Annotated in this window: 10 protein-coding genes; 8 read left to right on the top strand and 2 right to left on the bottom strand. The window is 51.2% G+C overall.

All coding sequences use genetic code 11. The features are described from left to right. Window positions 1-41 precede the first annotated feature (41 nt). Window positions 42-2,681 (top strand): PAS domain S-box protein, encoded by a 2,640-nt coding sequence (locus ACZ5N7_RS11375; protein WP_464654289.1) that lies wholly within the window; start codon window positions 42-44, stop codon window positions 2,679-2,681. A gap of 84 nt (window positions 2,682-2,765) precedes the next feature. Here the strand turns inward: ACZ5N7_RS11375 and ACZ5N7_RS11370 are convergent, their stop codons facing one another. Continuing rightward, window positions 2,766-5,366 (bottom strand): beta-propeller fold lactonase family protein, encoded by a 2,601-nt coding sequence (locus ACZ5N7_RS11370; protein WP_464654288.1) that lies wholly within the window; start codon window positions 5,364-5,366, stop codon window positions 2,766-2,768. A gap of 309 nt (window positions 5,367-5,675) precedes the next feature. After that, complete coding sequence (locus ACZ5N7_RS11365) at window positions 5,676-6,005, bottom strand: hypothetical protein (protein ID WP_464654287.1); 330 nt, start codon at window positions 6,003-6,005, stop codon at window positions 5,676-5,678. A 299-nt stretch (window positions 6,006-6,304) separates the two neighbouring features. Between ACZ5N7_RS11365 and ACZ5N7_RS11360 the strand changes: the two genes are divergently transcribed. The 7 genes from ACZ5N7_RS11360 to ACZ5N7_RS11330 all read left to right on the top strand — a co-directional run bounded on the left by ACZ5N7_RS11360 (window position 6,305) and on the right by ACZ5N7_RS11330 (window position 15,077). Then, window positions 6,305-7,606: a PASTA domain-containing protein gene (locus ACZ5N7_RS11360; protein WP_464654286.1), complete on the top strand. Its 1,302-nt coding sequence runs from the start codon at window positions 6,305-6,307 to the stop codon at window positions 7,604-7,606. Window positions 7,607-8,191: 585 nt separating this feature from the next. Continuing rightward, a complete protein-coding gene (locus ACZ5N7_RS11355) occupies window positions 8,192-9,175 on the top strand; it encodes an ArsR/SmtB family transcription factor (RefSeq protein WP_464654285.1) in 984 nt (327 codons plus the stop codon). Between the two features lie 5 nt (window positions 9,176-9,180). Continuing rightward, entirely contained in the window at window positions 9,181-10,452 is a 1,272-nt protein-coding gene (locus ACZ5N7_RS11350; RefSeq protein WP_464654284.1) for an ABC transporter substrate-binding protein, read from the top strand. An 81-nt stretch (window positions 10,453-10,533) separates the two neighbouring features. Further along, window positions 10,534-11,427 carry a carbohydrate ABC transporter permease gene (locus ACZ5N7_RS11345; RefSeq protein WP_464654283.1) on the top strand — a complete coding sequence of 298 codons (894 nt, stop codon included), beginning with the start codon at window positions 10,534-10,536 and terminating at the stop codon, window positions 11,425-11,427. Between the two features lie 13 nt (window positions 11,428-11,440). Further along, a complete protein-coding gene (locus ACZ5N7_RS11340; protein WP_464654282.1) occupies window positions 11,441-12,277 on the top strand; it encodes a carbohydrate ABC transporter permease in 837 nt (278 codons plus the stop codon). 30 nt (window positions 12,278-12,307) lie between these two features. Beyond that, a complete protein-coding gene (locus ACZ5N7_RS11335; RefSeq protein ID WP_464654281.1) occupies window positions 12,308-14,128 on the top strand; it encodes a glycoside hydrolase family 2 protein in 1,821 nt (606 codons plus the stop codon). Between the two features lie 10 nt (window positions 14,129-14,138). Further along, window positions 14,139-15,077 carry a glycoside hydrolase family 43 protein gene (locus ACZ5N7_RS11330; RefSeq protein ID WP_464654280.1) on the top strand — a complete coding sequence of 313 codons (939 nt, stop codon included), beginning with the start codon at window positions 14,139-14,141 and terminating at the stop codon, window positions 15,075-15,077. The last annotated feature ends 49 nt before the right edge of the window (window positions 15,078-15,126 follow it).

The following is a 15,126-nucleotide window of genomic DNA, read 5'->3' as shown; positions in this document are numbered from 1 at the left end:
AACCTGAACTTGTCAATAAAAGTAGAGAGAGAGGATGTTCCATGCATTACAAACCAATAGATCATCACTCTTTATTTGAGCACGCGTACACATTTTCTCCTGCCGGTATAGCTTTAGTGTCAATGGACGGCAGCTGGCTTAAGGTCAATCCGGCGTTATGCAAAATATTAGGCTATTCGCAAGAGGAATTAACTGGGTTAAGATTTCAGGATGTGACTCATCCGGACGATTTGACGGCAAGCAATCAGAACCTTGAGAAATTGCTGGACGGACATTCTTCGACTTATGAAACGGAAAAGCGTTATATCCGCAAAAACGGCGACAACATTTGGGTGGCGCTTCATTGTTCTTTAGTCCGTGACGAGGCGAGCGGTGACCCGCTTTATTATATTTCCAATATAATCGATATTAGCGAAAAAAAAGCCGCCGAACAAAAATTGTTGGAAATTGAAAGTTTATATAAACTGATTTCGGAAAATGCCCAGGATATTATCTCTTACAGCTCGCCCGATGGAATCACTCTATTTTGCTCCCCGTCTGTGCGGAATTTGTTAGGCTATGAGCCGGAAGAGGTCATCGGAAAACCGTCCTATGAATATTACCATCCGGATGATTTGCGGGAGCTCCAATCCATGCACTTGTCGGATAATGATGTCGTTACCTATCGTGTCCGGCACAAAAACGGCAGCTACATCTGGGTTGAGACCACTTTCCAGGTGATCCGGGACGATGATGGCAATGTTGAATATATCATGGGCATCGGACGAGATATTACGGAAAGAAAGAGAAGCGAAGATATCCTTGAGGAAGCGCAAAAGATCGCCTTGCTGGGAAGCTGGGAATGGGACCTGGCCGAAGATGAGCTTTGGTTCTCACGGCAAGTGTACTCGCTCTGCAATGTCGACAACAATAAAGGCGAGGTACCGCCGCAAGAGCTTTTAAACGTAGTGCATCCAAGCGATAAACAGTGTGTATTGGAAGGTTTCGCCAGTGCGAAAAGGGGCCATGATATGAACCTGGAAATTCGCATACAAACAGACGATTCGATCAGGTTCCTCCATATTCGAGGCTTGGTGTCCCGTGACAAAAACGGATTACCCTTGAAAATCAACGGCACGGTCCAGGATATCACGGAAAGAAAAAATGTGGAACTGAAGCTGCAGGAAAGCGTACAAAGATACACTTCGTTAAAAAAGTACAACCATGACGCGGTTTTTTCGATAGACCCGGAAGGCAATATCATTAATACCAATGTTATGGGCGAGAAGCTGACCGGATATGATGTGAAAGATCTCATCGGCGTGAATTTCTCAAGATTTCTCGGAGCGGACAACCTGCAAAGGAAAATTTCAGAAAGCGCCATTGACACCCACTCCGATAACAGCATTGACAAAATCCGGCACAAGGAAGGCCATATCATTGAAGTGCTGACCACAATGGCCCCTATCATTATCAATAACGAAAACGTCGGATACTATATTATCGCCAAGGATATCACCGAGCAGCGCAGGCTTCTTATCGCGAAGGAAGCGGCAGAGAGCACCAATAAAGCAAAGAGCGAGTTCCTGACCATGATGAGCCATGAAATCCGCACTCCGATGAACGGGGTCATAGGCATGACCGATCTGCTGCTGGATACGACCGATCTGGATTCGCAGCAAAAAGAATACATTGAAATCATCCGTAAAAGCGGCGACACGCTGCTTAACATTATCAACGACATACTGGATTTTTCCAAAATAGAGTCGGGCAAGACCGAGCTGCTCGAAGAACCTTTTGATGTAAGGGAATGCATCGCGGAAACGCTTGACGTCTTGTCGCCCAAATCTTCTGAAAAGGTGCTGAATATGACGTTCTACGTTGCTCCTGATGTGCCCGATACGCTCATAGGCGATTCCGGCCGGCTCAGGCAGGTATTGATCAACCTGGTGGGCAACTCGATAAAATTCACCTATACCGGCGGTGTGTATGTGTCGGTGAGAAAGCTTTCGCAGCAATGCAATAAAGTTGAGCTTGAATTTGTCGTGAAAGACACCGGGATAGGCATTCCCGCCGATAAAATGGAAAAGCTGTTTGAACCGTTCTATCAACTGGACAACTTTATGACCCGTAAGTCAGGGACGGGCACCGGATTAGGCCTCGCGATCAGCAAGAAGCTTGTGGAGCTGATGGGCGGGGCAATCTATGCCCAACCGACGGAGGGACCTGGAGCAACCTTTGTGTTTACGGTAAGCCTGAAAACCGAAACCTATGCGGAGGTTCCGCGATTTGAACAGCTGCCGCCTGGTTCAGCCGACCAAAAGCCTCTGAAAATACTCATAGCCGAGGATAACGAGATCAATCAGCTGGTTTTAACGAAGATGCTTGAGAAGATAGGTCATAAAGCCACCGTAGTCGATAATGGACAGGAGGTTCTGAATGCCGTCGCAGGCGATGCGTACGACATGATTTTTATGGACATCCAGATGCCTGTCATGAACGGTTTGGAAGCTATGCAGATCATCAAACAGGTTACTCCTCCGGAGAATCGTCCGTTCATTGTTGCCGTAACAGCGAATGCGCTCAAAGGCGACCGGGAGAAATTTCTGGCGGCCGGAATGGACGAATACATCAGCAAACCGCTGAAAAGCGAGCACGTAGCGCTAATGATTGATAAAGCCTTTCATAGGCTGAATAGGTAAATTTGGGGTCCCCGGGAACTTCCGGGGACCCCAAGCTGTCAACGCTCAAGTCTTGTATGAGGAGATGTCACGATGCCGAGGGTCCTACCAATGTACTTGGTTCTGTTTGTTCGTTGCTTTGTCGTCGTTGTCTTCACCCATTACATGGTGTTTAGGTGCGGGCATCGGAACATTCGGCCCCTTGATTTCCTTCCATAGCTCTTCGTTCAGCTTCTGGGAGTCTGCCTGGTCAGGCCGGCCAGACATGTTCTCAGGCGTCATAACCGATTGTGTGTTTGACGCCGAAGCGGCTGACGGTGCAGCGGTGTTTGCCGTTGCCGGCGATTTCGCTGTTAATCCCGGCGTAATCGCCTGATAAGGCGAGAAGTTCGGCTTATCGGTAAAAGACCAGATCATTGGAAGCGCGGCAGCGTCATACTGGGACATAGGCTCGACACCCAGGAAGAGTTCCATCGTACGCAGCATCGACACCTGGCTGTAGAAATGCGAATCGACCTTTCCAATCTGCGTGTACGGGCTGATCACCTGTGCAATCGTACGGTGGGCATCTACGTGATCCGGCCCATTCTGGGCGTCGTCCTCTACCACAAAAATCGCTGTGTCCTTCCAATACTGCGAGTGCGATACCGCATCGACGATCCTGCCAAGGGCAAGGTCGTTGTCGGCAACCAATTCTTTAGCCGTCTGTGCTCCCGCTGTATGATCGCGCGGCAGGTCGATAAACTGCATCGCAGGCAGGTTGTTATTCGCTACGAATGACTGAAAGTCCTTGTACCAAATGTCAAATCGAGTCTGATCGGAAATAGCCATGTCAAACCATGGGTAGTCGTGGTTTGTATTGGCGTCCAGGATCGGGTCGTGGGCATAGTACTTTCCAGCCTCAGCTTTGATTGGCTCACCGGGCTTGATCCAGTCACTCGGCACTACAAATTGGCCGTAGTTGCGGAACGAGGTGCCGCGCAGTGCCAGCTTGTCCCACAAATAAGCATGGGCAGGATCAGCGCTGCCTGCAGCAACTTCAGGGTGATAGCCTTCGGAATCGTAATCTGATCCGTTGCCTGCGTAGCCTTGGGCAGTTGCGGTCTCGTTATAGAGGTTGGAGCTCGCCTGAGTCACCCACTGCCAGCCGTTTTGGCTTACTTCTCCGTTGACGTAGAAGTTGTCCAGGGTGACGAACTGCTGGGCCAGCTTATGCTGGTTCGGTGTTGTATCTTGACCGAAGAGCGTCAGCGACGGATCGCCGTTGCCGCGCTTGCTGCCGTCCGGGTTCTTCAGGTCGCCAAGAACCTGGTCGTAGGTGCGGTTCTCCTTGACGATATAGATGACGTGCTTGATCGGGGAAGCTCCACCTAGGCGGCGGGGTACGATCGTATTTTGCGTATCTTCATTGAAACCGCGCACATTGTTCTTCTGTTCAATTCCGTTGTTCTTGCGCACCTGCTCGGTGTACTTCTCGAGTTGGTCGTCATTCGGGGCAGGTACAACCGACAGGTAGCCCAGAAGCTGACTTTCAATATACTTGTAGCCGCTCAGGTTAGAAGGATCGGTTCCTTTGTTCGGTCCAGTGCCCAGGCCCTTGGCGCTCGTAATAAGAAGCCGCTTGCCATCAGGCGTTATCTGCACCCCGGTTGGATACCAGCCTGTGGGGATAAGTCCCTTGACACGGCCGAACTCTTCATTGTGTTCGCCTTTGCTGCCACCTTCACCGGATAAATCAACAACCGCAACGTCGTTATTACCGCCGTTAGTGACATAGAGCGTGCGCTGATCAGGCGAGATGGCGAGGTTGGTAGGCTGAGATCCGGCATGCGCACCGGCAAAAGGAGCCAGTGAAATAGTGCCCTTGACCGTGTTGCTTACGGTATCGACTATGGAAACCGTATCGCTGTCACCGTTGGCTACAAACATCCGTTGCTGCTTTGCGTCGATCAGCATGTTATTAGGATGGGTACCGACAGTAATCTTGCTTTTGGGAGCAATGGTAAGCCCGTCCACAGAGAACACAGAAAGCGTGTTTTCGCCCTGGTTGCTGACATAAGCGGTACGGCCGTCAGCTGACAGCACTACGCCGAACGGGTAGGCCCCGGCTGCAGCCTGCTTACTTTTGCCCGAGGCGATGTCGACTGCAATAAGAGTCCGGGCGTATTGACCTGTCACATAGATCGTTTTGTCGTCCGACGAAACGGCTACCCCCTGTGGATAGGATCCCTTCGGAAGCGCAAGTGTCTTTTGGATCGCCAATTTATGTGCAGCTCCGTCCCAGCCGAAGACGACAACTGTGTCCATGTTTGCCGTTGTCAAGTAAACATTGCTGCCGTCATGGCTAAACGCCAGACCGGCCGCTGTACCTTGGCCTGCATTTTTGTCGAGTTCCACCACCTGCATAACACGGCCGTCCTTGGCGTCCATCACCTGTAAGGTTTGTTTGGAATTTCCGTCCTTGATAATATTAGGAATGAGCACCGCCGCGCCGTCTGGAGAGAGAACAGCATTGGCGGGGAAGAAGCCGGCAGGCTTTTGTGCGCCCGCGGGCGTTACCCGCCATCCGGCAGGTGTATATGCTGTGCCGTCTCCTTGAGGCCCAGCCTTCAAAAAGGAGGAAGCAAGCGCCGAACCTGAACCAATGATCGCAGAAGCTACAACGATGCCGGTTATTAATTTTTTCATCTTTTTCTTCTTTTTCATAATCAGTTCACCTCTCAAAAATCATTATTTCAAGACTACTTTTCTACGTTCCAAAGATCGATAGATACATAGACAAAATACGATAACGTTTTGAGAATAGCTCCTCCTTCCTCCTCTTTTTTAGCTCCAAATGATTATCTTCGCTATTAAAAAATAAAACAAAACCGTTAAATGCATGTTAACTGGACGTGTAGTTTTTGTGATTTCGCCGATTTGAATTTGTTCGCGGCTAAGCGCGTATACAAATTCAAAAGGCATTCAGACCCCGGCTATACAGGGAAACGGAATGCCTTGTTTTGCTTTTGCAGCTTAATCTGCCTGAATCGTATAATGGCCTCTGTCTGTCGTTAGCTTGATCCCCGACGAAAGCTCTTCCACTTCCGTTATGCTGGCCAAAGGAATTTCATATACGTCTCCGGGAATAGCGGCCGGCTCTTGGTCCGTTATTATCATGCCTTCCCCGTGCAGGAGCAGCCTTTTTCCCGAAGTATAATCGTCCAGGCCGTCCACGTCCTTCATCTCTATTTCTGATACCTTAATTGCCACCTGATCGATATCTCCGTCCTCTTCTTTGCGGATCGCAAGGGAGCCCATAGCATGGGATTCGAACCAACGCGCCACTTGCTCGGTTTTATCCATAATTCTTCACCTCGTTTACAGTCTATGGGATAAATTACCCACAATGGGCGCATTCGATTCTTTGGAAGACAAATATTTAACAATTGCCCGTAAAATGGCTTTGTATCGCCTCCGCTGATGTTTAAAACGTTTCAATGGAGATTTTGTTCTCATTTATGGCAATACCTGATCTTGAAGCTTGCGGAGGCTGTGTTATGATAAGTAGTGGATAGGGAAAGCCCAAAATCGGAGCAGGTTTGCGAAATGATATATAAGGATAATAAAGCCGGTATAATTCCGATTGGCAAGGAGGCAATTTAATGGGGAGTATTGGAAAGCGGTATTTGCTTGATAAACCGATATCGCCGCTGCCTAATGGCATGATTTATGCGGGAGTGGATTTGATATTGAATCGGAGCGTCATCCTTTATGCGATCGACAGCCCGGACGAATCCTATGCCGAAAACTATATACAGTTACTCAGAAAGGCCTCCCATTATTCGGAGGAAAGGTTCATGCATATGCTGGATGTCGGTTTCGATTCGGCCTCCAACCGCTTGTATGCCGTTCTCAAAAGGTCCGGCGGCGCACCTTTGGCTCAGGAGATGAGCCGGCATGGCATGTCCTTAACGGGCTGCGTCAGGCTCGTGCACGAGCTGGGTGCGGCAATGCAAAAGGCTGAAGGTGAAGGGATCAGCGGATTTTCGGTTGCAGCCGACAATATCTGGCTGAACGATGAGAATCAGCCGGTCGTACTGAATTACTGGGAGAGGGCATCCGGCACGCGGCAGGGCGTGAAAGGGCTGTGCGGGCTGCTGTACCAGCTGGTGACGGGCGCTTCTTCGTTGCCGGAGGAGCGCCCGGAAAGGGAGGCGGCGCTTCAGGGCTCACTGCGGGGACTCACTCACCGGCAGACGGAAGCCGTGCTGGAGCTGATGAACAAGGCGGCATCGGAGGATATGCCTTTGCCGGAGCTTCTGGCTTCCCTGCAGAATCTGAAGGAGCTCGTGGACGGGGGAGACACTCTTTCGGCCATGACTCTGATACGTCGCCAGGAGGAACGCTTCAAAGCGGAGCTTCCCATGGAGGCGGATGAATTCCGAGAGCGACGTTTGATAGATCGCGTCGAGGAGATCCCCTCACGCGACGCGATGGGGGAGTCGGAGGAGGAGTCTGCCGGCGGCATCCGCAATTCCTTTGGCTGGATATTTAAGCGCTTGTTAATCGCGGGGGGAACCTTTGCTGTTGTCGCGATTCTGGCCGGGGCGATCCTGATCTGGCTTCTGGACAGCCACAAGCCCAACACGGTCGCTCAGGATCCGTTTGCGGGCCCGACGTCTGCATCGCAGCATATGCTTCAGCAGGATGCGCCGAAAGAGACGCTTACGTCCCAACCCCAGCCGGCGGGAGGCCAATCTTCCAAGGGAGCGCCGAACCTCGTCGGCCTGTCGCGGGAGGAAGCTGAGAAAGCCGCTTTGGCGGCCGGGCTTCATTATCAGTTTTTCCTCGAAGCCAATGAGCAGGCGTCGAATACGGTGTTCAGGCAGGAGCCCATGGCGGACACCACGGTTGCCCCGGGCGGCAGCATTAAATTTTGGGTGAGCAAGGGGAAGCAGCAGTGAACGGAGCGGGACCGGCGGACGAACGGGTCAGGTTGGAGCTGGATATGGGAAGGTGAGCGAGCAGAGGATCGGGGCAGAGAATAGTGATGCCCGCTAGGATGGATATCCGGGAGAAGCGAATGGAGCATGGGGCCGGCGGAGAATGAGGCTAGCGGCGAATGAGGTCAAGTCGTTCCGCTATTTCCATCGATGAAGTCAAAGATCGAAGAATAACGGAATAATATGCCTCTATTATCCCTTGGTTCGCATGTGGCGTCCGCATCAATAGCAAAGATACTTGGTACGTTTTTTTCACCACGCTTCCAACCAACAACCTACGGCGACTTTCTACACAATCTAACAGGTCTCTGACGAGATCTGATTTTTTTTGTCCGGATGCTGCTCCAGTTCTTCAATAGTTGGCCTTTGTTTACCGCAACTATTTTTGTTTGAAAAGGGATTTATTCAGGAAAAAAATTCATTATTGCAATTTTAATTGTTTTTAACTATAATAAAAGCGATTACAAACAACAAAATATATTTGAAACCGGTTAATCTGCAATAATTATTGAATGAATTAGCAGCCCAAGGAAAGGGGGGAACCATATGAGAATTGAACGAGATGATTCGAACCAGGAGAAGTTGAACCGGATATTGACGACCAATATCGATGATTTTATCCATATTGCGAAGGCGCTTTCAACCGATCTGCGTACCGAGATATTTAAAACGCTGCTGCACCGCTCGATGAACGTTGTCGAAATTTCGGAGAAGTTTGGCATTCCCGCATCGACCGCGGCCATCAACATTAAAAAGCTTGAGGATGCCGGCCTGATCCAAACCGAGATGATTCCCGGCACACGCGGCACCCAGAAGCTTTGCTCCGCCGTGTACAGCAGAATCGTGGTCGATTTCTCCCACTTTCGGCCGGCTCCGTCGGAAAGCTCAGCAGTGGTGGTTGTGCCGATCGGGCAGTTCGTCGATATGCAGGTCTCGGCTCCATGCGGGATTCTGAGCGAACATTCGATTATCGGCGAAATGGACGAGCCTCGTTCTTTCTTCGAACCGGAGCGTGTGGGCGCGCAGTTGATCTGGTTTCGCAGGGGTTACCTTGAATACCGGTTTCCCAATCGCGTTCCACGAGGTTCCTCCATTCGAAATTTGGAGCTTTCCATGGAACTTTGCTCGGAAGCGCCGCTCCATAACTTGGACTGGCCTTCAGATATAAGCTTATGGATTAACGGAAAGGAGCTCGGAACATGGACAAGTCCCGGTGATTTCGGAGGGGAGAGGGGTCTTCTTACTCCGCAGTGGTGGGGGAGCGAGAATACGCAGTACGGACTTCTGAAGACGTGGCGCATTAATTCTGAAGGATCTTTTATCGACGGAAGAAGAATTTCAAACGTCAAGCTGGACGAGCTGGAGCTGGATGACAAGCCTTACGTCACCGTGCGGATCGGAATCAAGCCTGACGCCAGGAACGACGGCGGATTGAACCTGTTTGGCAGCAAATTCGGCAATTATGAAACGGATATGAGGATGAAACTCGATTATGTAAGCCGAAACGACAAAACTGACGTGGAAGGATGATTGACATGAAAAATATGAAATGGTTAAGCGTTGCACTGGTATGTACCCTCGCATTGGTCGGCTGTTCGAAAGGCGGAGGCTCGGCCGCTCAAAGCAAAGACGGTAAAATTACGATTAATTTCATTAACGGCTTTACAGGCGGAGACGGCGGTTATATGAAGCAAATTACCGAAGGCTTCAACAAGTCCCAGGATAAATATGTGGTAAAAGAAATCCAGGACAAGGACCATTACACAAAGTTTAAATCCGGAAATTACGATCTGGTCGTCATTCATGCGAATAACCTTCAAACCTACAAGCAGGACGGATTGATTCAGGATATCTCGACGGTAATGGATAAAGCGGGGCTAAAAGAAAGCGATTTCCATCCGGCAGGCATCAACCTGACTAAGCTGGACGGTAAAATGTATGCGCTGCCGCTCGATATTCACCCGCTCACGATGTTCTACGACAAATCTTTGACACCTCAGGCACCTGCTACTTACGAGGATTTGGTCAAGCTGCAGGCGAACCTTCAGGCAAAGGACAAAAATTTGTATTCGCTCGGAGTTCCTTCCAGCGGATTGGTTGAGTTCTATACATTGACGATGGCCGCACAGAATGGAATCGATTTGAAGAAGGACAACTATCTGAACTTCAGCCAGCCGGAACTGGCGGATGCGCTGCTTACTTTTAACCAGATGATTTACAAGGATCACATTTCTCCTGCAGGCCTCGGATTGGACGGGGAGTTCCAGTCGTTCATGAAACAAGCTAAAGACGCGAATGCCTCGGTGAAAACCGCGGTTGCCATGACAGGCCCTTGGTTCTACAGCGCAGCCAAAGAGAAATACGGCGACCAGCTCGGAGTCGCTCCGGTGCCGAAGCTCGGCAACAAACAGGCGGTATACGGCAACGCGCACACGATCGCATTATCCTCCAAGGTAAAGGACGAGAAAGTGCTCGCCGGTGTTGAGGAGTACCTGAAATACATGTACACTCCAGAGAACTTGATCCATTGGGCGGAAGCCGGACAAGCCCCCGTTCATAAAGGGACGATGGACCTGATCGCGAAAAACAAAGACAAATATCCGCTGCCTTACACGAACGAACAGCAGTTTGACACTTACGTGAAAGCGCCCCAAGTTTACCAGTTCGGGGAGCAAATCCGCTACATGAACGAAACCGTGTTCGGCAAGATCGTGTCCACCCAGAATATCACGAAAGAGCAGATTATGAAGGAACTCGATACCGCTACGCAGAAAGCGAAGCAAATTTCCGCTACGCAAAAGAAATAACACAAGCTATCAGGCGGCACTGTGAAATTAATTGTCGGCCAATCACAGAGCCGCCTCCATTTCTTCGAGAAGGTGGTGCCTATGACAAGCAGTAAACAATCCGTAAAATGGGCTCTGATGCTTATCTCTCCTTTTGTTCTGGCTTTTGTTTTGTTCTGGCTGCTGCCCCTTGTATACGGAATCGTCGTCAGTTTATTCGACTGGAACGTGGCAAGCGGGGACCATGAATTCGTCGGATTCGGTAACTATAAAGCGCTGCTCACGCCCGGAACCCTGTATAACGACCTGTTCACCCACACATTGAAAAATACGCTGTGGTTCGTGCTAATCAGCGTTCCGCCGCTCGTGTTCATCAGCCTGGGGCTGGCACTCATGATCGATAAGCTGCCGCCAAGATTGAAAGCCGTCTACCGGACCGTTTTCTTTATTTCATATTCGATTTCAGTTACAGCTGTATCCGCGGTGTTCCGCTGGCTGTTCAACGAGAATGGCGGATATATCAACAACACTCTGTCCTCTCTCGGCCTGGGCGGGCCCATCCAATGGCTGAACTCGCAGCCTTATGCATGGATAACCATCCTAATCGCCACAGTCTGGTGGACCATCGGCTTTAATATGATATTATTTTTAAATGCGATTGACGAAGTGGACGGGACGGTGTACGAAGCGGCCGATTTGGATGGCGCAGGCGGGTTTGCCAAGTTCGTTCACATCACATTTCCGGAAATCCGCAATGTAGGGATTTTCATTATGATCACGACGGTGATCGCTTCCTTTAACCTGTTCGGCCAGGCCAGACTGATTACCTCCGGCGGTCCGCAGGAATCGACAAACACGCTGATCATGGGGATTCAAAGAAGCGTATTTGACATGAACCAGCTTGGGATGGGTTCGGCGATGGCTATCCTTATGGGCTTTATCATGATGATCGTGACCGGACTTCAGTACTGGATTTCGTATAAGGAACAAACGTAAAGGAGGGACACATATGCGAACGAAAACCCGAAGCCTGTCTTCCATCCTCAACATCGCCGCCGCAACGGTGCTGGGATTGCTTTTTCTGGTGCCGATCCTTTGGATGATCTTCACATCCTTCAAGACGCTGAGCGAAGCCATGTCCAGTTCCTCGCTGCTGCCGCAGAGCTGGACGTTGGAGAACTACTCGCAGCTGTTTACCGAAACCGGGGACGCGCCCATCGGGCAGTGGATTGTCAACACGGGCATCGTGACGGTTGTCGGCACTCTTTTGGTTGTATTTGTGGATGTGCTCGCCGCTTATTCGCTAGCCCGGTTGAATTTTCCCGGCAAAAAGCTTGTTTTGACTTTCATTGTGGCTGCTTTGACGATTCCGGGTATCGTAACTCTTTTTCCCGCTTTTTACTTGTTTAAATGGCTGGGCTTGACCGATACGTTCGTCCCGCTTATCCTTCCGTATTCCGCCGGCACAATGGGCGTGTTTCTCGTGTACAATTTCCTGCTGTCCTTTCCGAAGGAGCTGGAAGAAGCGGCTCACATCGACGGGGCGTCGCAGTGGAGAATTTTGGTTTCCGTCGTCTTTCCATCGGTTAGACCAGCAGTTCTGACGCTGACCGTCATTACCTTCTTGAATATATACAACGATTATTTGTGGCCTTTGCTGGTAGTCAATTCTCCGGAAATGAAAACCGTCACGACCGGGCTCGCCAGCTTGATTCAAGGCGCCAACTTCGTCAATCCCGCGAAAATGATGGCCTCCACAGTGATCGCCACGCTTCCCGCGTTAATTATTTTTCTGTTCTCCAACCGTTATTTTGTCAAAGGAGTAACGGGTTCGGGCATTAAGTAAACATTTTACAGACCAGACAGGAGTGTTGTTATGACATTGCGCGCAGAATACCCGAGACCGCAGTTCGAGAGAGAAGCATGGCAGAATTTAAACGGAAGCTGGCAGTTCGAGTTCGATGATGAGAATACGGGATTAGCGGAACAATGGTTTGATGCCGGCCGCAGTTTTTCCCGGACTATAGAGGTGCCTTTTGCTTACCAGACGCCGCTGAGCGGTATTCACGATACATCTTTTCACGATTGGGTTTGGTATAAAAGGAACTTCAGCGTTGACGGGGGCTGGAAAGGAAAAAGGGTGTTGCTCCATTTCGGGGCTGTGGACTATCGCGCCTGGGTATATGTGAACGGCAAATACGTGGGCATGCATGAAGGCGGGAATACGCCCTTTCATTTTGATGTGACGGAAACGTTGACCTGGCAGGAAGAACAGGTGGTCGTGCGGGTCGAGGACCCTTCCACGGATGAAACGATACCGAGAGGCAAGCAGTATTGGATTGAGCAGCCGGCTTCCATCTGGTACACGAGAACGACCGGCATATGGCAGACGGTATGGCTTGAGGCGGTCCATCCGACCCACTTGTCAAAAGTGAAGTTTGAGCCGGATCTGGACCGCGGAGATGTCATTGTGTCGTTCGAGACGGCGGGTGATTACAAGGGTTCGTCCCTGGAGGTCAATATCTCGTTCAAAGGGCAGAAGGTGGTCTCCGATAAGATTGATGTCCATGAACGGTATACCAAACGGTCTTATAATTTGCTGAATTTGAATATTTTCAGGACGCCGTTCCATCATGACGGCTGGACGTGGACGCCTGAGAACCCGAATTTGTTCGACGTTGTAATTACGCTGAAGCAGGGCGGAAAGGCGGCCGATGAGGTGCGGTCCTACTTCGGGCTGCGCAAAATCCATGCCGAGCAGGGAATGGTGTACTTAAACAACAAGCCGTACTACCAGAAGCTGGTGTTGGATCAGGGCTATTGGCCGGAAGGGCTGCTGACGGCTCCGAGCGACGAAGCTTTGCGCAAAGACATCGAGCTGGCCAAGGAAATGGGCTTTAACGGCTGCCGCAAGCATCAAAAGGTGGAGGATCCCCGGTTTCTATACTGGGCTGACCGGTTGGGCTTTCTTGTCTGGGGAGAGTGCGCAGCTTCCCCCTCCTATTCAGAGGATGCGGCGGCGCGCCTGACACGTGAGTGGGTGGAGATTATCGAGCGCGATTTCAACCATCCCTGCATTGCCGCGTGGGTGCCGCTCAATGAGAGCTGGGGAATTCCCGCGGTGCGCAGCTCAGGTCAGCAGCAGCACCACAGCCTGGCGATGTACCACCTGATCCATTCCCTGGATCCGACACGCCTTGTCATTTCCAATGACGGCTGGGAGCTGACGGTGTCCGATATTTGCGCTGTCCATAACTATAATCACGGCCAGCCGGACGAGACGGCCAAGTATGATTATTTCAAATTGTCTCTGTCCACAAAAGAGCACATTTTCCAATCGCAGCCCGCGCACCGCGCCATTTATGCCAACGGCTTTGCCCACAGGGGCGAGCCGATCCTGCTGACGGAATTCGGAGGCATCGCCTACCGCATCGGGGCGGGCTCGCAGCAAGGTTGGGGATACACGTCGGTCAATGGCGAAGAGGATTTCCTGCGGGAGTACCGGAGAGTGCTGGAGGCGGTATACAGCTCCACAGCGATCCACGGATTCTGCTACACACAGCTAACTGATGTGGAGCAGGAAGTGAACGGGTTATTGACGTACGACCGCAAGCCGAAATGCGATTTGAAAGAGATCAGAAACATCAATTCCATGTGGCATCTTTCTACGATTACAGACCCGGTACGGGGAGAGTGAGGGCGACAGGATGGAAAAAGGTTTTCGTACGATAAAAACGGTGGCTGGCAGCGACATCCATATGCGCGATCCCTTCGTGTTTCCTTATGAGAAAGAAGGGAAATATTATCTGTTCGGCACCACCTTCGCCGACGGGTGCGGAGATCAGGATCCGATCTTTGAAGTCTACGTGAGCGAAGATTTGGCAAGCTGGACCGGACCCTACGCGGCTTTCCAACCGCCGAAAGGATTCTGGGGGGTGCGGCATTACTGGGCTCCTGAAGTGTTCGAGGTGGACGGGAAGTTCTATATGTTTGCGTCGTTCAAAGGCGGAATCGGCGAAAACAGGGGAACGGGCATCCTGGCTGCCGATCATCCCGCAGGCCCTTATCGCGTTCACAGCGAAGGCCCGGTCACCTTGAAGGGCAGCGAATGCCTGGACGGCACGTTCTACGAGGATGAGGAGGGACAGCGTTGGATCGTGTTCTGCCATGAATGGACCGAGCTGTATGAAGGAAAGATCAAGGCGCTTCGGTTGACGAAGGACCTGAAAGCTTCCTGCGGTGAAGCCGTAACGATACTGAATGCGGCGGATATGCAGTGGATTCGGCTGTTCGGAGATCCGAGAATCGAAAAGCAGGGATACCTTACGGACGCACCGTTCTTGTATAGGGCCCGCAACGGGGAGCTTCTCCTGCTGTGGTCGAGCTACTCCATCCCCAATTATGGAGATGAGGGACTTGGCGGCTACACGGTTGCGATCGCCCGTTCCGCGGACGGCAGGATCAAGGGACCCTGGACGCACGACGAGAAGCTGTTTATGGACCGCAACGCGGGGCATTCGAGCTTGTTTCGCGATTTACACGGACAGCTCATGATCTGCACGCATTATCCCGATACGCCGCATGGAGAGGAGCGCCCTCTGTTCCTGAAGGTTGAGGAGACGGAGAATGGGCTCGCGCTCAAGTAAGTATGTACGATCGTTGCGTCGAATCGCGTAAAGAAGTTCGGGCAAAGGG

Source organism: Paenibacillus sp. JCM 18996 (assembly GCF_055392555.1).
This window is presented reverse-complemented; position numbering and strand designations above follow the sequence as displayed.